Below are 24,005 nucleotides of genomic sequence, written 5' to 3'. Positions count from 1 at the left end.
GATGCATTGGACGCCACCCCCCATCGCGCCGCGGGCCGACGCCGTGCTGGCCGCCAGCCTGCAGCGGCGCATCGACCACCTGACCAAGCCGCTCGGCGCGCTGGGCCAGCTGGAGGCGCTGATGCTGAAGACGGGCCTGTTGCAGGGCCGGGTCGACCCGCGGCTGGATGCGCCGCAGGTGCTGGTGTTCGCGGCCGACCACGGCCTGGCAGCGCGCGGCGTGTCGGCCTACCCGAGCGATGTGACCGCGCAGATGGTCGAGAACTTTCTCGCCGGCGGCGCTGCGATCAGCGTGCTCGCGCGCCTGCACGGCCTGCCGCTGACGGTGGTGGACGCCGGCGTGCGCGGCACGCGTGCGGCAAGGCCGGGCTTGATCGTGCGGCCGGTCGCGCCGGGCGGCACCGCCGATGCGTCGCAAGGCCCGGCGATGAGCGGGGCGCAGTGCGTGCAGGCGCTCGAACTCGGCCGCGAGGTCGTGCGTGCGGTGCCCGGCAACGCGCTGGTGCTGGGAGAGATGGGCATCGGAAACACCTCGGCCGCGGCTCTGCTGACGGCGCGCTTCACCGGCGCGCCGCTGGCCGCCTGCGTGGGCCGTGGCACCGGGCTCGACGATGCCGGCCTGGCACGCAAGCTCGCGGTGCTGGCGCAGGTGGCGCAGCGCCACGCCGGCGCCCGCACGCCGCTCGAGGCTCTGGCGGCGTTCGGCGGTTTCGAGATCGCCGCGCTGGCCGGCGCGATGCTGCAGGCCGCGCACGAGCGGCGGCTGATCGTCGTCGACGGTTTCATCGTCACCGCGGCGCTGCTGGTCGCGCACGCGCTGCAGCCCGCGGTGCTGGACGCCTGCGTGTTCGCCCATTGCTCCGACGAGGCCGGCCACGCCCTCGCGCTGGCGCACCTGGGTGCGCGGCCGCTGCTGGCGCTGGACCTGCGGCTCGGCGAAGGCTCGGGCGCGGCGCTGGCCTGGCCGCTGGTGGTCAGCGCGGTGGCGCTGCTCGACGGCATGGCCTCGTTCGACAGCGCCGGGATCAGCGGGCGCGATGCGAGCGCCGCGACCGCATGAACCCCATCAAGCATCACCTCGCCCACGAACTGCGCCTGCTGCTGCTGGCCTTGCAGTTCTTCACCCGCGTGCCGATCACCGGCCGGCTCGCGGCGTGGATGGGCTGGGACGCGACGTGGCTGAACCAGAGTGCGCGCTACTTCCCGCTGGTCGGCGCCTTCGTCGGCGCGGTGGCGGCGCTGGTGCTCGCCATGGCGGCGATGCTGTGGCCGATGCCGGTGGCCGTGGGACTGTCGATGGCGGCGACGATCCTGCTGACCGGCGCCTTCCACGAGGACGGCTTCGCCGACACCTGCGACGGACTCGGCGGCAGCGCCGAGCGGGCCCGCGCGCTGGAGATCATGAAGGACTCGCGCATCGGTGCCTACGGCGCGATCGGCATCGTCGTGATGCTGGGGCTGAAGGCGCTGGTGCTGGCCTCGTTGCCGCTGGGCTGGGTGCTCGCGGCGCTGTGCGTCGCGCACACGCTGTCGCGCGCGGTCGCGGTGAGCCTGAACTGCTGGCTGCCGTATGCCGGCGACCCGGCGCACGCCAAGGCCAAGCCGCTGGCGCAGCAGGTGTCGGTCGGCAGCTGGGCGGTCGCGTGCGCGTGGCCGCTGGCGCTGATCGCCCTGTTCGCAACGGCGCGCCACGGCAGCGACTCGTTCGCGCTGCCGTCGCCGCAGGCCTGGGCGGCGGCGCTGGTCGCCGCCGCGGTGACCGGGCTGGCCTGTGCGCGCTGGTTCCGCGTTCGGCTGGGCGGCGTGACCGGCGACACGCTGGGCGCGTCGCAGCAGCTCAGCGAGCTGGCGGTCTACCTGGCCCTGTTGGCGATGCTGGGCCGATGAGCGTCGATGCTGCGCGTCCGGCGCCGGTGATGCACGCCTGGCGCCACCCGGCGCCGAAAGGCGCCGCGGGCCGCTGCATCGGCGCCCGCAGCGACCTGCCGGTCGATCGTCGCAAGGCCAAGCGGCTGGCGCACCGCATCCGCGCGATCGCGCGCCGCGAGGGTCTGCCACGCGCGGTCGCGACCTCGCCGCTGGCGCGTTGCCGCGACGTGGGTCGCTGGCTGCGACGCTTCGGCTTCCAGCATTTCGTCGATGCCCGGTTGGTCGAGCTGGACTTCGGCCGCTGGGACGGGCGCCGCTGGGAGGCGATCGACGCTGCCGAGATCGAGGCCTGGTCGGCGGACCTCGCCGGCCATGCGCCGGGCGGTGGCGAGACCGTGCGGGCGCTGCTCGCGAGGGTGCAGGCGGTGCGCGCACAGGCGCCCGCGGTGCTGCTGGTCACGCACGGCGGCTGGCTCTCCGCCGCCGTCTGGCAGGGGCTCGGCGAGGCGCCCGGTCCGACGGCCTCCGCTTGGCCGAAGGCGCCGGGCTACGGACGCCGGGTGGTCCTGTAGCGTCTACAGGCCCTGGCGCTCCACCGTCCCTCGGATCGGTGACATCGGCTCGTGCACGCGTCGCACGAGCAGGTCCGACGCCGGCGTGCCGGCCGCCAGCCGCGCGAGCCAGTCGTCCGGGTCGAACTCGACGCCCAGCGGATTGGCGGCATAGACCGGCCCGCGCATGAACGCGTTGGCTTCCTCCATCGAGGCGAACGCCTCCACCTGGAACTCCATCTGGTTGCCGTCGGGGTCGGCGTAGTACATCGACACCGTCACGCCGTGGTGGATGCACCAGTAGGGCGTGATGCCCAGCGACTTGAGCTGCACGTAGTTCTCGAACAGGTCGTGCAGCGAGGCGTAGCTGTAGGCGACGTGGTCGACGCCGATCAGGCCGGCCTTCTCGGTCTCGCTGCCCTCGGGCTGCAGCAGTGCCAGGTTGGCGAACGCGAAGCGGTGGTGCTCGTTGTCGTAGGTCAGGAAGGCCAGCGCCGGACTCTGCTGCTGGACCCGGGCATCGAACACGACCCGGTACCACGCCAGCATCTCCTCGAAGCGGCGGGTCCGGTAGAGGACGTGCGCTAACTTGCCGGGGCGGACGCGGGTCATGGCGAGGGGGCTTCCTTGCGGTCTGCGGACAGGATGGTAGGACGGAACCTGTCTCGTCAGTCAGTCGAGCGCGACCACCCGGTCGCCCGGTCCGGGCTCGCAGGCCGAGCCGATGGGTTGCCAACCGCGACGGATGACCACCTGGCGCTCGTCGTGGCAGAGCTCGATGCGTTCGGCGCCCGGCAACCGCCGGTGCACGAAGGCCTCGATCGACGCCGGCATGCTGATGTGGAATCGCAGCGCGTAGCGGTCCTCGACGGGATGGTCGTCGAGGTGCACCCAGGGAACGAAATGCGCCGCGAACATCAGCAGTTGCGAGCCGACCTGCAGCGGCGCGGGCGCATAGCCCTGGTCGGCGAGCCAGGCCTGCGCGCGTGCGCGTGCGCCGGGATCGTTGCCGTCCAGCGCACCCCAGGCCGTGGCCAGCAGTTCCATCACCCACTGGTTGCAGTTCTGGTAGCGCAGGCCATAGGGGTGTGCGTTGGCGCTGTAGCGGCCCGCCAGCAGTCGCAGCGCGAGCGCCTTGTCGAGGGCCGCACGTTCCAGCGCCGCCGCCTCGGCCGGCGGCGGCAGCACGATGGACACGTAGCCGGTCGCGGGATCGTCGGTGCCGAACAGGAAGCCGGCGATGCCTTGGTCGTAGAGCCGGGGTCGCGATTCATCGCAGGCGTAGTAGAGCTGGCGCACCGACCAGGGCCCGTTCTCGCTGGCTTGCAGACTGATGCCGGCGTGCGAGTAGCGCACGTCGAAGCGGCTCAGATCCAGGCCCGACCGTGAGATCAGCGCCACCGTCCGGCCGGAGGCCTCGAGCTCCTGCCGCACGACGGCGGCGAAGCGCAGCAGCCGGTCCTGCTGCTGGGCGGTGAGCGGCGACGGGCGGTCACAGAAGCGCGAGGCGTCGGACGACGATGACGCCGCGGCGTGGCCGGGCGCCGCGGCACCGGCGCACAGGCCGGCGGCCAGCGCCAGCGCGCGCAACCGTGCCGTCAAAGCGCGACGGCGTGCGGCGGCAGTTCGCGTTGCCAGTCGTCGCGCAGCACCAGGAAGAAGGCCACGCGCGTCTGTGCGCGTGCGAATTCCAGTCCGTAGGGTCGGTGGTGCGCGCTGACCACGTCGCCGGTGTCCACGCCATGCTGCGCGAGCGTCTGGCGCGGCACGTCGAGGAAGAACGCACGCGCGTCGTCGCCCGGCCGAGCCGCCTGCAGCGTCAGCCGCAGCACGCCGGGGCGCTGGGCCAGTTCGGTCACCTCGATCACGCGGTAGTCGCCTTCGGCCACCTCCTTGTCGCGCGAGGAGCTGTTGCTCGATCCGTGCAGCGAGTCGGACACGCTGCCCGACGAGGCGGAGCCGGCGCTCGACGCCGACGAGGCGAAGCTTTCGGCCCGGCCGGGCGTCGTCGCGGCAGCCAGGCACAGCAGGGCGATGCAGATCCGCAGGGGCGGGGAGAAGGTCATCGGGGGCTCCAGGCGAAGTGAGGCAGGTGCTACGGCGAGGATAGCCGGCGGCGGCGGGCCGATCAGGGCATCGCGGTCTTGGGCCGGAAGTCGCACACGGCGGCGACCGCGCACTCCCAGCAGCGCGGCTTGCGTGCCTGGCACACGTAGCGGCCGTGCAGGATCAGCCAGTGGTGCGCGTCTTCCAGAAAGGCGGCGGGCACGCGCTTCAACAGCTTCAGCTCCACCGCCAGCGGCGTCTTGCCCGGTGCCAGGCCGGTGCGGTTGCCGATCCGGAAGATGTGGGTGTCGACCGCCAGCGTCGGTTCGCCGAAGGCCACGTTCAGCACCACGTTGGCGGTCTTGCGGCCGACGCCGGGCAGGGCCTCCAGCGCCTCGCGCGAGCGTGGCACCTGGCCGCCGTGCCGCTCGATCAGCAGGCGGCAGGTCTCCAGCAGGTGTTTCGCCTTGCTGCGGAACAGGCCGATGGTCTTGATGTGCTCGATGACGCCGTCGACGCCGAGTGCCAGCATCTTGTGCGGCGACGGCGCCACCGCGAACAGCCGCCGCGTCGCCTTGTTCACGCTCACGTCGGTGGCCTGCGCCGACAGCAGCACCGCGGCCAGCAACTCGAACACCGAGCTGTAGACCAGCTCGCTCGCCGGCTGCGGATTGGCCGCCTTCAAGGTGGCGAAGAAGGTCTCGATGTCGGCGGGCTTCATGGCCGCGGATTCTGGCAGGGCGCGGGCCGCAGTACGCCGCGGCCGGGGGGCATCAGCGTTGCTGCCGCGCCCGCGCCATCGCGGCCGCGATGACCGCGCGCTTGCGGGCGGTCTCGTCGGCGTCGCCGGGCTTCGTCTCGGTGTCCAGGTGAGCCAGCTTGTGCGTGGCCTTCGCGGCGAGCCGCTCGTCGTGCTCGCGCCGCGCCCGCTCGCGGCGTTGGTTGCGCTCGGCATAGCGTTCCCGGGCCGCGTCGGCCTCGGCCGGCGACCAGGCGGCCCAGCCGGTGGTCTGCGTGGCGTCCTCGAGCGAGATGCAGTCGACCGGGCAGACGGGGATGCACAGCTCGCAACCGGTGCACTGCGGCTCGATGATGGTGTGCATCTGCTTGGCCGCGCCGACGATGCAGTCGACCGGGCAGGCCTTGATGCACAGCGTGCAGCCGATGCACCAGGTCTCGTCGATCACCGCCAGCCGGCGCGGGCCCTCGCTGCCGTTGGCGGGGTTCAGAGGGAGCGTCGTGCGGCCGGTCAGCGCTGCGAGCCGGACGATGCCCTCGGCGCCGCCCGGCGGGCATTGGTTGATCTCGGCCCGTCCGGTGGCCACCGCTTGTGCGTAGCGCCGGCAGTCGGGCTCGCCGCAGCGGGTGCACTGCGTCTGCGGCAGCGCGGCGTCGATCGCGTCGGCCAGCGCCGCCTGCCGCGCGTCAAGCGCGTCGGCGGGGCGCTGGAGCGCGTTCACTTGTGGTGCTTCGCGATGAAGTCGCGGATCTCGGGGTAGGCGAAATCACGCCAGCGGCGGCCGGCGAAGATGCCGTAGTGGCCGGCGCCCTTGAGCTCGTAGTGGCGCTTGCGCAGCTTGGGGATGCCGGCGCACAGATCCACCGCCGCGGCCGTCTGGCCCGCACCCGAGATGTCGTCGAGCTCGCCTTCGACCGTCAGCAGCGCGGTCGTCTTGATGTCCTGCGGGCGCACCAGCTCGCCCGAGACCCGCCAAGTGCCGTTCACCAGCGCGAAGTCCTGGAACACGGTCTTGATGGTGTCGAGGTAGTAGTCGGCCGGCATGTCGAGCACGGCGTTGTACTCGTCGTAGAACTCGCGGTGGGCGTCGGCGCTGTCGTCGTCGCCCCGCACCAGGTCGAGGAAGTAGTCGTAGTGCGCCGTCATGTGGCGGTCCGGGTTCATCGCGACGAATCCGCTGTGCTGCAGGAAGCCCGGGTAGACCAGGCGGCCTGCGCCGGGGTAGTTGGACGGCACGCGGTAGATCACGTTGTGCTCGAACCACTCGATGCTCTTGTTCATCGCCAGGTTGTTCACCGCGGTCGGCGACTTGCGGGCGTCGATCGGGCCGCCCATCATCGTCATCGTGCGCGGCGTCTTCTCGCCGGCGCTCGCCAGCAGCGACACCGCCGCCAGCACCGGCACCGTGGGCTGGCACACCGAGATCACGTTGACGGTCGGGCCGATGTGGCGGATGAACTCCTGCACGTAGTGCACGTAGTCGTCCAGGTGGAACAGGCCGGCCTCGGCCGGCACCATGCGGGCATCGACCCAGTCGGTGATGTAGACCTTGTGGTCCTTCAGCAGCGTGCGCACGGTGTCGCGCAGCAGCGTCGAGTGGTGGCCGGACAGCGGGGCCACGACCAGCACGCTCGGCTGGTCTCGCATCTTGGTCAGCAGCTTGGCCTCGTCGGTGTAGCGCTTGAAGCGCAGCAGCTTGCAGAAGGGCTTGTCGATCGCGACGTTCTGCTGCACCACCACGTCGATGCCATCGACCTGGATGCTGGTGATGTTGAACTCGGGCTTCTCGTATTCCTTGGTCAGCCGGTGGATCAGGTCGAAACCGGCCGACAGGCGCTGCGCGCCGGGACCCTGGGCGAAGGGCGAGAGCGGGTGGCTGTAGAGCTTGGACGAGGCGCTGGCGAATTCGGAGAACGGGCTGAGCAGCGCGCGCTGGGTTTCATAGAGCTGATAGAGCATGCAAGTCCCCGAAGGCGGATGGATCGGCCCGCGGATGCCACCGAGCAGTCGCCGTTCGGCAGGCCGCAAACGTGCACCGTTGGTGCGCTGCAGCAGTGTAGGAGGAAAGCGCCCGACCGGTGCATGGAGGCCAACCCGCAGCTCGGTGGGGCCGGGCTGCACCAAAGCGTGACACTTTTGCGATCGTTTCGGGTGCGGGAGCAGCCGATGCCTAGCGTTCGCGTTGGCTCCAGCCCCGCTGCCCTCCGTCGCCGCCGCCGCCGCGGCGCTCGCCGCCCGCGGCGCCGCGCTGCTCGTTCGCCGATTCGCGCCCGCGTTGCTGCTGTTGTTGCTGGATGGGCTGGCGGGGTTCGCGGGCCTGGGGCATGGGTTGCGGCGGCGGATTGGGCACCGCCACCTGCGGACGGGGAAGGGCCTGCGGTGCGGGCACCGGCACCGGCCGCGGGATCGCCTGCGGAGAGGGGGTGGCCTGTGGCAGCGAGAGCTGCGGTCGGGGCACCGGCTGCGCGGGCGCCGCACCCCCAGCATCGGGTCGCGGAGTGCGCTGGCCGTGCGGACCGCGCTCGGCACTGCCGGGGTCGACGTAGCTGCGGCGGCCGCGGTCGTCTCGGTCGTCACCGCGCGGTGGGCCGGTTTCGCGCTGGGCCGAACGCGGGCGGTCGGCGGCATCGCGTCCGTCCTGCACGGAACCGGTCCGTTCACCCGGCACGATCGCCGGCCGCGGTTGCGGGACCACCGGGGTCCGCTGCACATTCGGAGGCCCGGCCGCCGGGACACCGCGGCCCGGGATCGGCATCGCCGCCGGCGGTTCGCCCTCGTCACGGCGACGGTCCTGGCCCATCGGCGATGGACGTTGCGCCGAGCCGCCTGGGGCATTGGCCATCGACGGCGCGTCGTCTCGCGTGCCGTAGACCGGCGCGCGCCGGGGCTCCTGCGGACGCTGCGCGCGGCCCGGTGCCGGCAGCAGCGCCGACGGCAGGCCGCTTGCGGCGCCGCCGGGCCGGCCAGCCGGGCCTGGTGCCGCGCCGCCCGGACGTCCCGGCAGATTGAGGCTGGCTGCGACCGGCTGCAACTGGGCCATCTGGCCGGGCGTCAGGTCGAGGCGCTCGCGGCCGATCGATCGGGCATTGCGGAAGTTGTCTTCGCTGACCACGGTGACCGCGTCCGGGCGCTGCGCATAGCGGTAGGACGGCCGCTCGACCGGCGTCGGTCGCGTCGCGCGGCGATCGTCGTGAGGACGCTGCGGCGGGTTGACGACGTTGATGACGTTGATCTGCTGCACGTAGCGCGGTGAATAGCGGTAGGGCGGGTGGTAGTACTCGCGCGGGCCGAGCGGGAACCAGCCGACCGGCGCGCCGCCGCCGAAGCCGATGCTCAGGCTGACATTGCCCGAGTGCGCGCCGACGTAGCCCACCAGTGCCGGCGCATACACCGGGCGCGGCACGATCGGGCCCGGCACCCAGCCCCAGCTGCCGCCGATCAGCGCCCAGCGGCCGTAGTGGAAGGGTGCGAAGCCCCAGGGCGCATCGTCGACCCAGGTCCAGCCCCAGGGCCGCACGTAGGCCCAGTGACCGTAGCGATAGGGTGCCCAGCCATAGGGCAGGCCGCGCGGGTACCAGATGGCGCCGTAATCCGGCGCGGTGGTCCAGTAGCCGTGCTCGTCAAGCGCCTCGATGCCGGTGGTCTCGGGCGACACGTAGCGCGCGGAGGCCAGGCGATCCTGGTCGCGGTCGCGTGCCTCGGCCCAGGCATCGAAGTCGTCGCGCTGGCCCATCGCGCGCAGTTGCAGTTCGCTGCCGCCGTTCTCGACCAGGCTCTCCTGGCCGGACTCGAGGTTGAAGGTGTTGTTCGGCGTCACCACGCGCAGCCGTCCGGACAGCGCGCGCACGGTGTAGGCGCGGCGGTCGGGGTCGTAGCCGACGCGGTAGTCGCCGGGCGCCTGGGCCTCGGCACGCACGCCGTCGGCCGAGAAGCTGAAGCTGTCGCCGGTGGCCAGGCTGCGCACCCGGGCCCGCACGGTGCCCTGGGCCACGTCGATCGCGATGCCGTGGTCGTCGAGCTGCGAGAACACGGCCTGGGTGTTGCCGTCCAGGCGCACCGAGCTGCTGCCGATGCGTACCTCGGCCTGGCTCCCGGGCGGCACCCACAGCGAGGTCTCGCTGGTGATCGGCTGATTGAGCTTGGCCGGGTCCCAGGCCGCACCCGCTTCGGGCGAGCTGTCGACCGGGCCGCGCAGCGCGCTGATGCTGCCCACGCGAGCGGGCGGATCGGCCGGGTCGGTCTCTGCCAGGGCAGGCGCTGCCACCAGCAGGCCTGCGCACAGGCCGGCCAGCAGGCGGCGGCTGAGGGCGATCAGGGTCTTGTCCATGCGCATCACGTGGTCACCTCGGGCCGCGGGGCGGCGTCTGCTATCTAACGCATGAGACCCCGGATCGGTGCATCGGTTGCGCTGTCCGGCTTGAAAAGAATTGCAAACGAGCTTGCGGGGGGCACAAAAAAGCCGCGGCGGGCCGCGGCTTTCGGTCGGCGGCGCGCCGGAACGCGCCGCAGGAGCGGCGACTTCAGATCACCGCGGCAATCGCCTTGGCCACCGCGTCGAGGTTGTGCCGGTTCAGCGCCGCCACGCAGATGCGGCCCGAATCGACGCCGTAGATGCCGAACTCGCCGCGCAGCCGCTGCATCTGCGCCGCGTTCAGGCCGGAGTAGCTGAACATGCCCTGCTGAGTGATGATGTAGCTCAGGTCGCCCTTCACACCGGCGGCCTGCAGCTTCTCGACCAGCGCCACGCGCATGGCCTTGATGCGCTGGCGCATGCCGGCGAGTTCTTCCTCCCACTGCGCGCGCAGCGCCGGGGTGGTGAGCACGGTGGCCACGACCGAGGCACCGTGCGTCGGCGGGTTGGAGTAGTTGGTGCGGATCACGATCTTCAGCTGGCTCAGCACGCGCGAGGCTTCCTCCTTGCTCGCGCACACGACGCTCAGCGCACCGACGCGCTCGCCGTACAGCGAGAAGCTCTTGCTGAAGCTGGTGGAGACGAAGAAGTCCAGCCCCGAGGCCAGGAACTGCTGCACCACCGCGCCGTCCTCGGCCAGCCCCGAGCCGAAGCCCTGGTAGGCCATGTCGAGGAAGGGCACGAGGCCACGCGCCTTCACCGCGGCGATCACCTGCTCCCACTGCGCCGCGGAGAGGTCGTAGCCGGTCGGGTTGTGGCAGCAGGCATGCAGCACGACGATCGTGCCGGCGGCGGCGCCGTTCAGCGCGCCGAGCAGGCCGTCGATCGCGATGCCGCGCTTCGTGGCGTCGTAGTACGGATAGCTGCCGACCGTGAAGCCGGCGTTGGTGAACAGCGCGCGGTGGTTCTCCCAGCTCGGGTCGCTGATCAGCACCTGCGCGTTCGGGTTCAGGCGCTTCAGGAAGTCGGCGCCGACCTTCAGGCCGCCGGTGCCGCCCAGGCCCTGGACGGTGGCGATGCGACCGCTGGCGGTGGCGGCGTCGCCGAACACCAGGCCCTGCACCGCCTTGTCGTAGGCCGCGATGCCGTCGATCGGCAGGTAGCCGCGCGCCTTCGGCGCCTCGAGCATCTGGTGCTCGGCCGCGGCCACGCATTTCAGCAGCGGCAGCTTGCCGTTCTCGTCGTAGTAGACGCCGACACCGAGGTTGACCTTGGCGGGGTTCGGGTCGGCATTGAACTGCTCGTTCAGGCCGAGGATCGGGTCGCGCGGTGCGAGCTCGACGGATGCGAACAAAGACATGGAGAGTTCCAGCGGAGTTTGAGGGACAGGGGCCTCCACAGGGTTAGTGCGGCCCTCGTTTGATTTTAGGCGCTGCCCGTTCGAACCCTCGTGGAGCAAATGATCCGGACTGGCACAGGCCCCGCGAACCTGCGCGAAAGGCGGTGCAAGACGCTCGGGATTTCCACCGAGCCAAGTCGGGAGCGTCTCCCGTATCGCCTGCGCGCACCTCGCTCCTAGCATGCGACGCCCCTTGTTCCTGCCCCTCGCGCACAAGCCGTTTCCGTCGCTGAAGACCCACTGCATGAGTGCCCGATCCCGAGCCCGAGAACACCGCCTGACGCCCCTGACGCAAGCGGTGCTTTCGTTGGCGACGCTGACGGCGCCGCTGTCCGTACTGGCCCAACAGGCGCCCGACGCCGCGGCCTCGGCGCCCGAGGCGGCGCCACCGGCCGCGGCCGTGCGGCTCAACCCCGTGCTGGTGCCGGGCAAGCGTGCGACCGACGTCGGCCCGATGCCCGGCCTGGCGGTGACGAAGGACCAGATTCCCGCGAACATCCAGAGCGCGACCAAGGAGCAGATCAAGGAGTCGCGCGCGCTGAACATCGGCGACTACATGAACACCCAGCTGCAGGGGGTGAGCGTCAACGACTACAGCGGCAACCCCTTCCAGATGGACGTGAACTACCGGGGGTTCACGGCCAGCCCGCAGATCGGCACGCCGCAGGGGCTGTCGGTGTTCTTCGACGGGGTGCGGGTGAACGAGCCGTTCGGCGACGTGGTGAACTGGGACCTGATCCCGCTCAACGCGATCGAACGCTTCGATCTCTTTCCGGGCTCGAACCCGCTGTTCGGGCTGAACACGCTGGGCGGGGCGATCTCGGTGCGCAGCAAGAACGGCTTCACGGCGCCCGGCGTCGAGGGCGAGTTGCTGGCCGGCTCCTGGGGCCGCAAGCAGGTCAAGCTGAGCGCCGGCGCCAACGACGACACGCTGGGCGGCTTCCTGGCCTACACCGGCTTTCGCGAGGACGGCTGGCGCGACAACTCGCCGTCGCGCGTGAACCAGCTGTTCGGTCGCAGCGACCTGCGGCTCGATCGCGGCTCGCTGTTCGCCAGCGCGCTGTACGCGAACAACGAGCTGATCGGCAACGGCCTGATCCCGCTGGCGCTGTTCGAGCAGCGTGCCGAAACCGTGTTCACGTCGCCCGACCGCTCCGACAACCGGGTGCTGCAGCTCGCGCTCGGCGGGCAGTTCGACGTCTCCGAGACCTTCAACGTCACCGGCCAGATCTACACCCGCAAGAGCAAGCGCGGCGGCCTCAACGGCGACATCTACGAAGGCTTCGACGACATGATCGGTCTGCGGGGCGGCTACTTCGACCCGGACAATCCGGCGGCCGGTGTGCAGCCGCGCAACGGCGCCTACTACAACACGCCGGGCGTGATCACCGGCACGCCGATCGGCCTGCTGACGGATACCGCGCTGGACCAGACCACGCGCGGCGCCTCGCTGCAGTTCAACTGGAACCTGCCGACGCGCAGCGTGATGGTGGGTGCCTCGATCGACCGCAGTCGCTCGACCTACACCATGTACCAGCGGCTAGGGCTGATCGACGCGTCGCACGGCGTCTACGCCTCGCCGGCCGAGATTCCGAACTTCCTGGCCGCGCAGATCGACGTGCCGGGCAACAACTTCGAAGGCACCTCGACGACGAAGAGTCTCTACGCCAGCGACACCTGGACCCTGACGCCGCAGCTCACGCTCACCACCGCCGCGCGCTACAACCACACCACGGTCGACAACCACCTGCTGACGCGCACCGTCGAAGGCCAGGTCGACCTGCACGAACTGCCGGCGAACTACGACAACGCGCAGACGCGGACGGCCGAGAAGTTCAGCTATCGCTCCTTCAATCCGTCGATCGGCCTCAACTGGCTGCCCGTGCAGGGTCTCAATACCTTCGCCAACGTGAGCCGAGGGTCCCGCACGCCGTCGGTGGTGGAACTGGGCTGCGCCTTCGACGACACCCCCACGCCGGTCACGCTGCCGGGCCCGCCGGGGCAGCCGCCGGTGGTGATCGGCACCACCGCGCGCAGCCTGCTGGGGCCGGGGTGCAACCTGCCGACCACGCTGTCCGGCGACCCCTACCTGCCGCAGATCCGTTCCACCTCGTTCGAGCTCGGCGCACGTGGGCTGCTCTCCGCGAACTGGGAGTGGAACGCCAGCCTCTACCGCACCGACCTGAAGGACGACATCTATTACGTCGGCGTCGGCCAGGGCCGCAGCTACTTCGACACCATCGGCAAGACGCGCCGCCGCGGCCTCGAGCTCGGCGTGCAGGGCCGCGTGGGCCTGCTCGACGTGAAGGCCGGCTACTCCTACACCGACGCCACCTTCGAGTCGTCGTTCTACATGACGAGCCCGCACAACAGCAGCGCCGATTTCGATCAGAACTCGCGCACGCAGGCCGATCTGGGCTATCGCGATTACCAGCTGCTGCCGTCGCCCGGCGCGTCGCTGAACGGCGGGCGCGGGACCTACCAGCAGATCCTCGTGTCGCCCGGGGCCCGCATGCCCGGCATCCCGGCCCATGCCTTCAACCTGAACCTCGGGTTTCGCGTCACGCCGTCGTGGAAGGTCGGCCTGGGCATGCAACTGCGCTCGATGTCCTATGTGCGCGGCAACGAGAACAACCTGCATCGCACCGGCGCCACGGACCAGGAGACCGGCCAGTACTACTGCCCCACGAACGCGCAGACCCGGGCCTGCGACCAGAGCGAAGGCGGCTACATCCAGACGGCCACCCGACCCGGACGCACCTTCAGGCAGAAGGGCACGGTGCCGGGCTTCGCGGTCTTCAACCTCGACACCAGCGTCGTCGTCTCCAGAGGATTCACCGTCGTCGCCCAGGTCACCAACCTGTTCGACCGCCGCTATGCGACCGCGGGCAGCCTGGGCATCAACCCGTTCTCGCCGTCGACCGTGGGCGCGATCGGCGCGAGCGGCTGGAACTACAACTCGGCCGAGTGGCAGCCGTCGACCTTCGTCGGCCCCGGCGCACCGCGCGGCATCTTCCTGGGGCTGTCCTATGCGCTCGGCGCGGATTGAGGCGGGCGCCGTGCGTGCCAGCGATGTTCTGCTCGGCGTGCTCCGCGGGCGCTGCGGCGTGCTCGCCTGCACCGTCGCCGTGTTGGTGGCAGCTTGCGGTGGGGGAGGCACGACCAGCGATGTCGACGGGCAACCGTCGCCGGTGCGTGCCGAGTTGACCGGCATCGTGACGCCGGGCTACGTGGTCGAGAACAACGAGCCCGGCAGTTCGCCGATCCAGGGACGCATCGTCGTCTCGGCCAAGGGCAGCCGCGGGATCATCCGCAGCAGCGACAACTACGGCGCCGGCCAGGCCAACGAGCACCGCACCGGCCTGACGGACCTCGACCCCCCGTACATGCTGCGCAATGCCCTGGTCGATGGAAGCTTCCTCGTTTCTGTCGCCACCGAGCCGGGGCGTGCGAACGTCACCGCCCTGACCACCTTGCTGGTGGCGCAACTGCTCGGTGCCGACCCGGCGTCGGCATTCGACAGCTACAGCGGCTCCGCCACGGCCAACATCGCGCGCATCACCGATGCGCGGATCGCAGAGGCGCAGACCGCCGTGACCGCCTACCTGCAGGACGTGCTGGGCGTCGAGGTGCAGTCCGGCACGGCGAGCTTCACGCAGGCCGTGTTCGAGGCGCGTGACGGCGACCCGATGTACGACACGATGGTCGCGCTCAACGCCAGGCTCACCGCCGACGGCATCACGCTGACGGACCTGTCGCAGACGCTCGCCGCCCAGGCCCGCCTGTGCCTGGCGGAGTCGATCACGGTCACCGTCGGTGGGCAGCCGAGCCGCTTCTGCACGGCGACGAAGAACGGCCTGCCGGAGACGGCCGATCCCACGGTGATGGCCTACGTGGTCACGGACCCGAACGGCGCCACGCTGACGCTGCGTCTCCGTGGCAACGACCTGCTCACCGAACGCTATGTCACCGCGGAAGGCGTGGCCTACGACTGCAGTGCGGCCGGCTGCACCGGCCTCGTGCTCGGCACGCCGGCCGGCGACCTCAGCCGGGCGGCCACCTTCACCGATGCGCGGATCGGCAGCGCGGTGCTGAACGGAAGCCTGACGCTGCCGGCCCCCGGCCCGGCGATCCCGGTGCTGCCGTGCGACAACAACCGCTACGCGCTGGTGTACCCGGACTTCAGCCTGGCCGCCGAATGCATCGACGCCAGCGATCCGTTCGGCATCGGCGGCATGTTCGGCGGCAACGCCGGCCTGCCACGAACCGCCGTCACGTTCGGTGGCGCCCTGTCCGTGTACTTCGAGGAGGGCAACCTGCTCAGCATCACGGCCTTGCGGCCGTACACCGACCCGGGCACCGGCCAGCCAGTGATCTTCAAGTGCGTGGGCGCCGAATGCGCGGGCGCGGTCCTCGGTGCGCCGGAACTCAACTACGACTACGGCCCCGAACTCACCCTGCGCAGCCTGACGCTCACCGGCGTCCAACTGCGGGCGCTGAACGCCGACGGCACGCCGGCCACGCTGACCGACGCGGCGACGCTGCAGGGTTCGTTCCTGACGATCGAGTACATCGACCCGGCGGAGTTCTCACCGCAACCCAACGACTGCCTGGGCACGACGGATCACTTCTTTGGCCAGGTCAGCTTCGGCGCCCAGACGGTGACCGACATCTGCCCGGCGCCGGGAAGCAAGACCACGACCCAATCCGGTGCCGGCGATCTCGACATCGACGTGTTCGGCTCCGTGCCGATCGGAATGAATCCGAGAGTCCTGCTGCAGATCCGCGGTGGCGTGGTCACCCGCATCGACGCGAGCGGCATGTCCTACAGCGGAGGCAATTTCCTCTGCACCAGCGATTGCAGCAACGTCGTGGTCGGTGCGCCCAACGGAGCCGGCGAAAGAACCGTGACCTTCAACGGCGCCGTCCTGCACGAGATCGAACCCGCCGACTTGCCGGGCAACAGAACGGTGACTTTGAACGGCAGCTTCATCGCGCCGCCGCCCTAGCGCGCGGTGGGATGCGGGCGAGAACGGACAACAGAGCAAGGAGCTTCCCGCGCAAGGCGGGAGGGTGCCACCCGCCGGAAGGGCCGGCGGGTGCAGCGTTCCAACGGAGAGAGGAGACCAGCATGAAATCGAAATGGCCGCTGCGGCGGCGTGGTATCGCCACGGTGATGGGCATGGGCCTGGCACTGGCCGGCGCGGGTGCGGCGCAGGCCGCGGGGTTCGAAACGCTGAGCGCGAGCGGTGCGAACGTGTTGAAGACCTGCAACCCGACGAACTCGAGCGGCGTGACGACCTGCAAGGTCACCAGCCTGCCGGGCGAGAGCGGATTCGACCTGGTGGCGTCGCGCTCGGCGCCGATCATCATCAACGGCGTCAGTGTGGGCACCCAGCTCGAGAAGGTGTGGCGGCATTGCACCGACAAGAAGCTCTTCATCTTCGGCGTGCGCGTGCAGATGAACGCGAACCAGTGGGACGAGACGGGCGCCGCGTTCAACGTCAACGACGTGCTGCGCCAGGTGCGCACCGACAAGGGCGTCGAGGTCGCCTATTTCGCCGGCAGCCCGGCGGCGACCAAGCTGCTCAAGGCCGCCGGCCGTACCTTCTCGGGACTGAACGAGTACGACACCGCGAAGCCGCCGCGCAACAACGCTTGGGTCGATTTCCGCATCGATGCCAATGCCGCCGAGGCGAGCGGGCCGAGCAGCCCGAATTCGCCGTGGCTGCTGACCAAGACGCGCGCTCCCGAGGGCTACAGCCTCCAGGACTTCGCATTGCGCCTGCTGAACTCCGAGAACGAGGACGTCGACCAGAACAGCATCTACGCGCTGGGCTACCAGCCGGTATGCACCAGCGAAGCGTGCGCGCCCGAAGACGAGGACGACGACTGACACGTCGCGGACCCTAGACAAACCCACAGGAGACCCTCATGAAAGTTCATTCCCACCTGACCGCCCTGGCGGCGGTCGCCGCCGCGTTCGGCGTCGCCGCTCCCGCCCAGGCCCAATGGGTGTCGCTGCCGACCTCCGGCACGATCCTGCAGACCGTCAACCCGAAGACGGTCGTCTCTCCGACGCCGGCGACCTGCACCAACACCGGTGTGGCGCCGACCGGCGACCAACTGCCGGTCGAGCAGCAGTCGGCCTCGCTCGCCACCGGCAAGTTCACCGGCCTGCCGGGCAGCGCTGCGATGCCGGGCTACGCGTCGACGCCGGTCGCGTCGACCTCGTACACGCTGCAGACCGGCAGTCCGGCCAAGACCGTGGGCACGCTGTACGACCGCGTCTACTGCGCCGGTTCGGGCACCACCACCTGCAACGCCACCAAGGTGTACGTGTTCGCCACCCGCGCGATCCTGAACACCACGGTCGCCAACCCGCCGAACCTCACCTTCGAGATCAACGACTTCTTCCGCACGGTGCCCACCGCTGCGACCGTCGAGGCCGGCTATTACATGGGGACGAGCGGCACGAGCGTCGACACCGGGCTGTCGACCAAGTATGTCGAGTACGTCGGGCGCACGAACAGCGGGCTCAACCAGGCCATCACGCGCGACAACACCAAGGTCGCGTTCCGCACCGACGTCAACGCCAGTGATCCTGAGCGTTGCGAGCCGTACTCGAAGAACAACCCGATCAGCGCCTGGGTCTACCACCGCGTGACCTGCCCGAACGGCGTGGAGACGGCGCCGGCCAACATCACCTTCAAGACACGGGTACGTGAAGGTGGCGAAGAGTCACAGCCCATCATCAGCATCAGCACCAGCGGCTATGTCTGCAAGCCCTGAGGCCTGAGGCCGGGGGCGGGTGAGGGGAGCGAGTACCGCGGTGCCGGGAGACCAACCGGCACCGCAGTTCGCGAACTCACGTTTTCCGTGATCCGGCCATCGATGTTGACATGAGCAAGAACTCCCTCTGGTTCGACGAGCGGCCACGCCATCTGGGGTGGCTGCTCCTGCTGCTGCCGGTGCTGGCGGTGCTGCTGGTGGCCGTCGGCACCAATCTCTGGCGAGACCCGGCGCCGCGCGCGGCGGCGCCGGCGGTTGCCGCGCCGCAGCTGAACCCGGCCGGGGCGATGCCGGTCGTGCTGCCGATGCAGCCAGGCGTTCGCGCCGACGCGCGTGGCACGGCCACTCCGACGAAGCCTTCGCTCGTGGCCTGCCCCTACCAGCAACTGGATCTCGTGACGGCGCACGGCAAGGTGCAACGGGCCTGCGTGGCGACCACCCGCATGCTGCAGAGCGGCGACCTGCGCAGCTACGTGCTCGAGCCGCAAGGCGTCTCCGACTGGACGCTGCGCATCGACAGCGGGGACGGAAGGGTGCTGGCGGCCAACCTGTCGGCGCCCGGTCGCGGCGACTACCGCTGCGGGGAAGACACGTGCGCCGGCTTCTCGATCGGCCCGCGCGACGCGCACGGCGGGCGCACGCTGGTCGTGAACCAGGCGGTGCTCGCGGCGGAGCATGGCGCGGCGATGAGCCTCAGCGCCAGCCTCAAGGCGCCTGGCGACCAGCAGGATGCCGACCTGGCCTGCAGCGAGCCCGGCATCTCCATCGTCGAGCGCAGCGGCGCGGTGCTCACGCTGTGCCCTTCCGGCGGCGGCGGCGTGGTCCGCCTGGAGCACGAGCGCCGCATCTTCAGCCTGCGTGGCGCGGCCGGCGACACCTTGCTGATCGGGGTGGACGCCACCGGCGTGGTCGATTTCGTGCAGATCGGTGCCCTCGAGTGCCAGGGCCTGGCCTGTTCCGGCGTCACGACGCAGCCGGGCGACGACCCGGCCAGCGAGAGCGGCCGCCGTTTCAGCTTTTCCGGCACCACCGTGACCGACGGACTGCACGGCGGCGCCGCGGCGCTGCTGAACGGCAGCGCGGTGCTGCCTCCGTTCTGACGCAAACGATGATCTTCCTTCCCCGTTGGCTCGACGACGAACTCCATGGTCGCGGTTGGGTGCTGGCCGCGGTGATGCTGTCCGCATTGCTGTTTTCCGGCTGGCTGGTGTGGGTCCGCTGGAGCCAACCGACCGATGCCGTTCGCCCAGCGCGGGTGGAGACGGCGCTGCCGCAGCCGGTCCCGCTCGCGCTACCGGCCGCGGCCGAGGCGGTGGTTGCGCCGGCATCCGCGTCGCCCGTGGTGTTGCCTGCCTGTCCGCATCAGCACGTCGACATCACCGGTGCCGACGGTCTGCTGCAGCGCGGCTGCCTGTCGGCGACACGCACGCGCCAGAGCGGCAGCGTGCGCAGCTACGTGGCGCAGGCCGAAGGCGTGTCGAACTGGCACCTGACGGTCGACGCGGCGGGCGGGCAAGTGATTTCGGTGCGCCTCAGGCAGGCGGCGATCGGCACGTCGCCCGAGCGGCTGTACGTCTGCGACGACACGGCCTGCCAGGGCGCATCGCTCGCCGCTCCCGATGCCAACGGTGCGCGCGCCCTGAGCCTGGACGACACCCGGCTGCAGGCCTTGCCGCCCGGCCAGCGGTGGCGGCGGCCGCTGCCCGGCGCGAAGCGAAGCGCGCCCGCCGCCGGCACCGCGGCGGGGGAGGCGCGTCCCGTGGTGAGTTTGAAGGCCACCCTGAGCGCCCAGCCCGATCGCAACGACGCGGCGCTGGCGTGTGCCGGTCGTGGCGTGACCATCGTGAACCGCCGGGGCGCCGTGATCGATTTCTGCGCTCTCGGTGGAGCCGGCTTCGAGGTGCCCGACGACGGCCCGATGCGCTTCGTCTTCCGCGATCTGGAGGGGCGCGCGCTGGTGGTGGCCGTGGGGTCCGACGGCACGATCGACGCCGTGACGCTGGGTGCGCTGTCGTGCCGTGGGACGCGCTGCGGCGGCGTGTCGATGAGCGTCGGCGGGGACGTCTCGAACCCGGCGGTCGAGCGTGACTTCTCGTTCTCCGGCACCACGCTCTACGAGGCCGGTACCGGCCGGCCGGCCTCGACCTTGAACGGCGCCCTGACGATGCCCTCCCAGGAGTGAGCGGGCCGACGCGAACGGCGCGTCGCCGCTGCGTGCGCGGTGACCCGCAGCCGCCCCCGGCATCGCGCTTGCTGTAGGCTGGCGGATTGGCCCGGCGCTGAGCCGGCCCGACGCCGCCCACCCTACCCGAACAGGGGCACACGATGCCTGAGCTTGCCCACGTCCTGCCCGATACGCCCGATGCCCCGGCCGCGCTGCCCGAGGGCGAGTTCGTCTCGTTCGCGGACTCTCCCTTCCAGCTGTTCCAGCCCTATCCGCCGGCCGGCGACCAGCCAACCGCGATCGAGCAGCTGGTGGAGGGCATCAACGATGGCGAGGTGTTCCAGACGCTGCTGGGCGTCACCGGCTCGGGCAAGACCTTCACGATGGCCAACGTGATCGCGCGGATGGGCCGCCCGGCGATCGTGTTCGCGCCGAACAAGACGCTGGCGGCGCAGCTCTACAGCGAGTTCCGCGATTTCTTCCCGAAGAACGCGGTCGAGTACTTCGTCAGCTACTACGACTACTACCAGCCAGAGGCCTACGTGCCGCAGCGCGACCTGTTCATCGAGAAGGACAGCGCGATCAACGAGCACATCGAACAGATGCGGCTCTCCGCCACCAAGAGCCTGCTGGAGCGGCGCGACGTGATCATCGTCGCCACGGTGTCGGCGATCTACGGCATCGGCAAGCCCGAGGACTACACGCAGATGCGGCTGATCGTGCGCAGCGGCGGCAAGCTCGGCCAGCGCGACCTGATCGCGCAGCTGATCCGCATGCAGTACAAGCGCAACGAGACCGACTTCGCGCGCGGCACGTTTCGCGTGCGCGGCGACACGGTCGACATCTTCCCGGCCGAGCACTCCGAGCTGGCGATCCGCATCGAGCTGTTCGACGACGAGATCGAGGCGCTCTCGCTGTTCGATCCGCTCACCGGCCAGATCCGCCAGAAGGTGCCGCGCTTCGTGGTCTACCCCTCCAGCCACTACGTCACGCCGCGCGAGCAGGTGCTCGCGGCGATCGAGGGCATCAAGGAGGAGCTGCGCAACCGGCTCGCCGAGTTCGTGGCCGACGGCAAGCTGGTGGAGGCGCAGCGCATCGAGCAGCGCACCCGCTTCGATCTCGAGATGCTGCAGGAGATCGGTCACTGCAAGGGCATCGAGAACTACTCGCGCCACCTCGCGGGCTCGGCGCCGGGCGAGCCGCCGTCGACGCTGGTCGACTACCTGCCGAAGGACGCGCTGATGTTCCTGGACGAGTCCCACGTGCTGATCGGACAGCTCGGCGGCATGTACAACGGCGACCGCGCGCGCAAGACCACGCTGGTCGAGTACGGCTTCCGGCTGCCGAGTGCGCTGGACAACCGGCCGCTGAAGTTCGAGGAGTTCGAGACCAAGATGCGCCAGGTGGTGTTCGTCTCCGCCACGCCGGCGGCCTACGAGAAGGAGCACGCCGGCAACGTGGTCGAGCAGCTGGTGCGGCCCACCGGGCTGGTCGACCCGGTGGTCGAGGTGCGGCCGGCCACCCGCCAGGTCGACGACGTGCTGCAGGAGATCCGCGACCGCGTCGACGTCAACGAGCGCGTGCTGATCACCACGCTCACCAAGCGCATGGCCGAGCAGCTGACCGACTACCTGGCCGACAACGGCGTGAAGGTGCGCTACCTGCACTCCGACGTCGACACCGTGGAGCGCGTCGAGATCCTGCGCGACCTGCGGCTCGGCAGCTTCGATGTGCTGGTGGGCATCAACCTGCTGCGCGAGGGCCTGGACATCCCCGAGGTGTCGCTGGTGGCCATCCTCGACGCCGACAAGGAGGGCTTCCTGCGCTCGGAGCGCTCGCTGATCCAGACCATCGGCCGCGCGGCGCGCAACCTCAACGGCAAGGCCATCCTCTACGCCGACAGGATCACCGACTCGATGCAACGCGCCATCGGCGAGACCGAACGCCGGCGCGAGCGCCAGGTCGCCTTCAACGCCGAGCACGGCATCACGCCGCGCAGCATCAACAAGCAGGTCAAGGATCTGATCGACGGTGTGTACTCGGAGAAGAGCCGCGGCGACGACCTGAAGGCGGCGCAAGCGGCGGCCGAGATCGAGTCGATGAGCGAGAAGGACCTGGGCCGGCGCATCAAGCTGCTCGAGAAGCAGATGCTGGAGCACGCGCGCAGCCTGGAGTTCGAGAAGGCCGCGCGAGTGCGCGACCAGCTGGCGCTGCTGCGCGAGCAGGCCTTCGGCGGCGCCGGGCACGACAACGTGCTGCCGCTCGTGTCAGGCAAGAGCGGGTCTGCCCGCTGACCCGCGGTCGCCGCGTCTCCGATAATCCGGCCGGGATAGTCAACGGGGCCGCTCGAGCCCCGCCCGTGCGGCCCGGCCGCGCTCTTGCAGGAGATTTGTCGTGGGCGATCCTCTGTCGCTGCTGAGATTCAGTGCGGCATCCGGGCACATCTGGCTCGACGAGCAGCGCATGCTGCTGCTGCACGCGCGCGCGCTGGCCGCGCTGCGCAAGGAACTGTTCGACTCCCTGGGCGTCGAGCGCGCCCGCGGCCTGCTGGTGCGCATGGGCTTCGCCTCCGGCCGCCACGATGGCGAGCTGGCGGTCAAGCAGCGCGGCGGCGGCAAGAGCAACGAGGAGGCCTTCCTGCTCGGGCCGCAGCTGCATGCGCTGGAGGGGGCGGTCAGCGTCGAGAAGGTGGCGCTGGAAATGGACCTCGCCACCGGCCACTTCTTCGGCGACTTCCTGTGGACCAACTCCTGGGAGGACGAGGCCAACATCGCCGACTTCGGTTTCGGCGAGGAGCCGGCCTGCTGGACGCAGATCGGCTACGCCTCGGGCTACACCAGCGCCTTCATGGGGCGGCTGGTGGTGTTCAAGGAGATGGAGTGCCGCAGCCAGGGCGACAGCCGCTGCCGCATCATCGGCCAGCCGGCCGAGGCCTGGCGCGACGAGCAGTACGTCGGCTACTTCCGCCCGCAGGTGATCGGCCAGCAGCTGATCGACTACAGCATCGGCCTGGAGCAGCTGCGCGCGGTGCAGGCGCGGCGCCAGTACGACCGCAAGCTGATCGGCGTGTCGCCGGGTTTCCGCGCCGCCTTCGAGCTGCTGCGCAGCGCGGCCGACAGCGCGATCACCGTGCTGCTGCTGGGCGAGACCGGCGTGGGCAAGGAGATGTTCGCGCGCTGGCTGCACGAGAACGGCCCGCGCGCCGGCGGCCCGTTCATCGCGGTCAATTGCGCCGCCATCCCGCACGAGCTGATCGAGGCCGAGCTGTTCGGCGTGGAGAAGGGCGCCTACACCGGGGCGCAGCTGGCGCGTGCCGGGCGCTTCGAGCGCGCCAGCGGCGGCACGCTGTTCCTCGACGAGGTGGGCGACCTGCCGCTGGCGGCCCAGGTGAAGCTGCTGCGCGCGCTGCAGACCGCCGAGGTCGAGCGGCTCGGCTCCGAGCACGCCACCAAGATCGACGTGCGCATCGTCGCCGCCACCAACGTCGACCTGCAGCAGGCCATGCAGGCCGGCCGTTTCCGCAGCGATCTGTTCTACCGGCTCAACACCTTCCCGATCACCATCCCGCCGCTGCGCGAGCGCACCACCGACATCCCGGCGCTGATCGAGCGCTTCCTGGAGAAGTACGGTGAGCTCTACAACAAGAAGCTGCGCGGCCTGACCGACAAGGCGATGCGCCAGGTGCTGAGCCACGCCTGGCCCGGCAACATCCGCGAACTGGAGAACGTGGTCGAGCGCGCCGTGCTGCTGGCGCCGGCCAACGGCCCGATCGAAGCCTGCCACCTGTTCGGCGAGCCGGCGCTGCGAGCGAGCGAGGGCACGGTCGATGCGAAGGGCCGCGTGACCGAGGTCACCCCCGACGCCCTGGGCCGCCTGTGCGACGAGGCCTTCGAGCACCACATCGACCTCGAGTCGCTGGAGCGCCGCATGATGCAGGCGGCGATGCAGCGCGCCAAGGGCAACCTGTCGCAGGCCGCGCGCCTGCTCGGCATCACCCGTCCGCAGCTGGCCTACCGGCTCAAGAAGGAAGGCCTGCCGACCGGCTGAGCGCGCCCCGCCTGCCTGCGGCATGGGCCGCCCCGTCGCCTCGTGGC

At 70.4% G+C, this 24,005-nt stretch carries 19 protein-coding genes; 11 read left to right on the top strand and 8 right to left on the bottom strand.

Translation table 11 applies throughout. The annotated features are described in order from the left end of the window. Window position 1: 1 nt before the first annotated feature. From cobT to ASC67_RS19475, 3 genes are read left to right on the top strand one after another with little or no spacing between them, the layout of a single operon-like run. Window positions 2-1,060, top strand: coding sequence for a nicotinate-nucleotide--dimethylbenzimidazole phosphoribosyltransferase (gene cobT / locus ASC67_RS19485; RefSeq protein WP_056326142.1), 1,059 nt, complete (start codon window positions 2-4; stop codon window positions 1,058-1,060). Next, window positions 1,057-1,887: an adenosylcobinamide-GDP ribazoletransferase gene (gene cobS, locus ASC67_RS19480; RefSeq protein WP_056326139.1), complete on the top strand. Its 831-nt coding sequence runs from the start codon at window positions 1,057-1,059 to the stop codon at window positions 1,885-1,887. The genes cobT and cobS overlap by 4 nt, the downstream gene beginning before the upstream one ends. Then, window positions 1,884-2,441: a histidine phosphatase family protein gene (locus tag ASC67_RS19475; RefSeq protein WP_056326134.1), complete on the top strand. Its 558-nt coding sequence runs from the start codon at window positions 1,884-1,886 to the stop codon at window positions 2,439-2,441. Before cobS ends, ASC67_RS19475 begins: the two co-directional genes overlap by 4 nt. Before the next feature lie 3 nt (window positions 2,442-2,444). On the opposite strand, the gene ASC67_RS19470 is transcribed toward ASC67_RS19475, so the two are convergent. The 8 genes from ASC67_RS19470 to ASC67_RS19435 form a co-directional block, all read right to left on the bottom strand. Further along, complete coding sequence (locus tag ASC67_RS19470; protein ID WP_056326131.1) at window positions 2,445-3,032, bottom strand: VOC family protein; 588 nt, start codon at window positions 3,030-3,032, stop codon at window positions 2,445-2,447. 60 nt (window positions 3,033-3,092) lie between these two features. Continuing rightward, window positions 3,093-4,022: a DUF2145 domain-containing protein gene (locus ASC67_RS19465; RefSeq protein ID WP_056326127.1), complete on the bottom strand. Its 930-nt coding sequence runs from the start codon at window positions 4,020-4,022 to the stop codon at window positions 3,093-3,095. Continuing rightward, complete coding sequence (locus tag ASC67_RS19460; RefSeq protein ID WP_056326122.1) at window positions 4,019-4,486, bottom strand: hypothetical protein; 468 nt, start codon at window positions 4,484-4,486, stop codon at window positions 4,019-4,021. Before ASC67_RS19460 ends, ASC67_RS19465 begins: the two co-directional genes overlap by 4 nt. A 62-nt stretch (window positions 4,487-4,548) precedes the next feature. Further along, the gene (gene nth / locus ASC67_RS19455) at window positions 4,549-5,187 is read right to left on the bottom strand and encodes an endonuclease III (protein ID WP_056326118.1); all 639 of its coding nucleotides are present in this window, start codon (window positions 5,185-5,187) and stop codon (window positions 4,549-4,551) included. Window positions 5,188-5,239: 52 nt separating this feature from the next. Next, a complete protein-coding gene (rsxB, locus tag ASC67_RS19450) occupies window positions 5,240-5,926 on the bottom strand; it encodes an electron transport complex subunit RsxB (RefSeq protein WP_056326116.1) in 687 nt (228 codons plus the stop codon). Continuing rightward, entirely contained in the window at window positions 5,923-7,164 is a 1,242-nt protein-coding gene (locus ASC67_RS19445; protein ID WP_056326111.1) for a polyhydroxyalkanoate depolymerase, read from the bottom strand. The genes rsxB and ASC67_RS19445 overlap by 4 nt, the downstream gene beginning before the upstream one ends. A 211-nt stretch (window positions 7,165-7,375) precedes the next feature. Next, window positions 7,376-9,532, bottom strand: a complete 2,157-nt coding sequence (locus tag ASC67_RS19440) for a DUF6600 domain-containing protein (RefSeq protein ID WP_156466838.1) — start codon at window positions 9,530-9,532, stop codon at window positions 7,376-7,378. Between the two features lie 193 nt (window positions 9,533-9,725). After that, complete coding sequence (locus tag ASC67_RS19435) at window positions 9,726-10,916, bottom strand: amino acid aminotransferase (protein ID WP_056326103.1); 1,191 nt, start codon at window positions 10,914-10,916, stop codon at window positions 9,726-9,728. A gap of 283 nt (window positions 10,917-11,199) precedes the next feature. Here ASC67_RS19435 and ASC67_RS19430 point away from each other — a divergent pair, with 283 nt between their 5' ends. The 8 genes from ASC67_RS19430 (at window position 11,200) to ASC67_RS19395 (ending at window position 23,958) form a co-directional block, all read left to right on the top strand. Continuing rightward, complete coding sequence (locus ASC67_RS19430) at window positions 11,200-14,004, top strand: TonB-dependent receptor (RefSeq protein WP_056326564.1); 2,805 nt, start codon at window positions 11,200-11,202, stop codon at window positions 14,002-14,004. 10 nt (window positions 14,005-14,014) lie between these two features. Beyond that, complete coding sequence (locus ASC67_RS19425) at window positions 14,015-15,964, top strand: hypothetical protein (RefSeq protein ID WP_156466837.1); 1,950 nt, start codon at window positions 14,015-14,017, stop codon at window positions 15,962-15,964. A gap of 122 nt (window positions 15,965-16,086) precedes the next feature. Next, on the top strand, window positions 16,087-16,851 hold the full coding sequence (locus ASC67_RS19420) for a hypothetical protein (protein ID WP_056326094.1): 765 nt from the start codon (window positions 16,087-16,089) through the stop codon (window positions 16,849-16,851). 38 nt (window positions 16,852-16,889) lie between these two features. After that, entirely contained in the window at window positions 16,890-17,747 is an 858-nt protein-coding gene (locus ASC67_RS19415) for a hypothetical protein (RefSeq protein ID WP_056326091.1), read from the top strand. A gap of 110 nt (window positions 17,748-17,857) precedes the next feature. Next, complete coding sequence (locus ASC67_RS19410; protein ID WP_056326088.1) at window positions 17,858-18,847, top strand: hypothetical protein; 990 nt, start codon at window positions 17,858-17,860, stop codon at window positions 18,845-18,847. 8 nt (window positions 18,848-18,855) lie between these two features. Beyond that, a complete protein-coding gene (locus ASC67_RS19405; RefSeq protein ID WP_056326084.1) occupies window positions 18,856-19,929 on the top strand; it encodes a hypothetical protein in 1,074 nt (357 codons plus the stop codon). 143 nt (window positions 19,930-20,072) lie between these two features. Continuing rightward, window positions 20,073-22,205 (top strand): excinuclease ABC subunit UvrB, encoded by a 2,133-nt coding sequence (gene uvrB, locus ASC67_RS19400; protein ID WP_056326080.1) that lies wholly within the window; start codon window positions 20,073-20,075, stop codon window positions 22,203-22,205. A gap of 100 nt (window positions 22,206-22,305) precedes the next feature. Continuing rightward, the gene (locus ASC67_RS19395; protein ID WP_056326077.1) at window positions 22,306-23,958 is read left to right on the top strand and encodes a sigma-54-dependent Fis family transcriptional regulator; all 1,653 of its coding nucleotides are present in this window, start codon (window positions 22,306-22,308) and stop codon (window positions 23,956-23,958) included. Window positions 23,959-24,005 lie beyond the last annotated feature (47 nt).

This window comes from Methylibium sp. Root1272 (assembly GCF_001425905.1).
GTDB lineage: Bacteria > Pseudomonadota > Gammaproteobacteria > Burkholderiales > Burkholderiaceae_C > Methylibium.
This window is presented reverse-complemented; position numbering and strand designations above follow the sequence as displayed.

Coding starts and splice junctions, on each gene's coding strand:
- cobT (WP_056326142.1), top strand. CDS start 2: ATGCATTGGACGCCACCCCCCATCGCGCCGCGGGCCGACGCCGTGCTG.
- cobS (WP_056326139.1), top strand. CDS start 1,057: ATGAACCCCATCAAGCATCACCTCGCCCACGAACTGCGCCTGCTGCTG.
- ASC67_RS19475 (WP_056326134.1), top strand. CDS start 1,884: ATGAGCGTCGATGCTGCGCGTCCGGCGCCGGTGATGCACGCCTGGCGC.
- ASC67_RS19470 (WP_056326131.1), bottom strand. CDS start 3,032: ATGACCCGCGTCCGCCCCGGCAAGTTAGCGCACGTCCTCTACCGGACC.
- ASC67_RS19460 (WP_056326122.1), bottom strand. CDS start 4,486: ATGACCTTCTCCCCGCCCCTGCGGATCTGCATCGCCCTGCTGTGCCTG.
- nth (WP_056326118.1), bottom strand. CDS start 5,187: ATGAAGCCCGCCGACATCGAGACCTTCTTCGCCACCTTGAAGGCGGCC.
- ASC67_RS19445 (WP_056326111.1), bottom strand. CDS start 7,164: ATGCTCTATCAGCTCTATGAAACCCAGCGCGCGCTGCTCAGCCCGTTC.
- ASC67_RS19440 (WP_156466838.1), bottom strand. CDS start 9,532: ATGGACAAGACCCTGATCGCCCTCAGCCGCCGCCTGCTGGCCGGCCTG.
- ASC67_RS19435 (WP_056326103.1), bottom strand. CDS start 10,916: ATGTCTTTGTTCGCATCCGTCGAGCTCGCACCGCGCGACCCGATCCTC.
- ASC67_RS19430 (WP_056326564.1), top strand. CDS start 11,200: ATGAGTGCCCGATCCCGAGCCCGAGAACACCGCCTGACGCCCCTGACG.
- ASC67_RS19420 (WP_056326094.1), top strand. CDS start 16,087: ATGAAATCGAAATGGCCGCTGCGGCGGCGTGGTATCGCCACGGTGATG.
- ASC67_RS19415 (WP_056326091.1), top strand. CDS start 16,890: ATGAAAGTTCATTCCCACCTGACCGCCCTGGCGGCGGTCGCCGCCGCG.
- ASC67_RS19410 (WP_056326088.1), top strand. CDS start 17,858: ATGAGCAAGAACTCCCTCTGGTTCGACGAGCGGCCACGCCATCTGGGG.
- ASC67_RS19405 (WP_056326084.1), top strand. CDS start 18,856: ATGATCTTCCTTCCCCGTTGGCTCGACGACGAACTCCATGGTCGCGGT.
- uvrB (WP_056326080.1), top strand. CDS start 20,073: ATGCCTGAGCTTGCCCACGTCCTGCCCGATACGCCCGATGCCCCGGCC.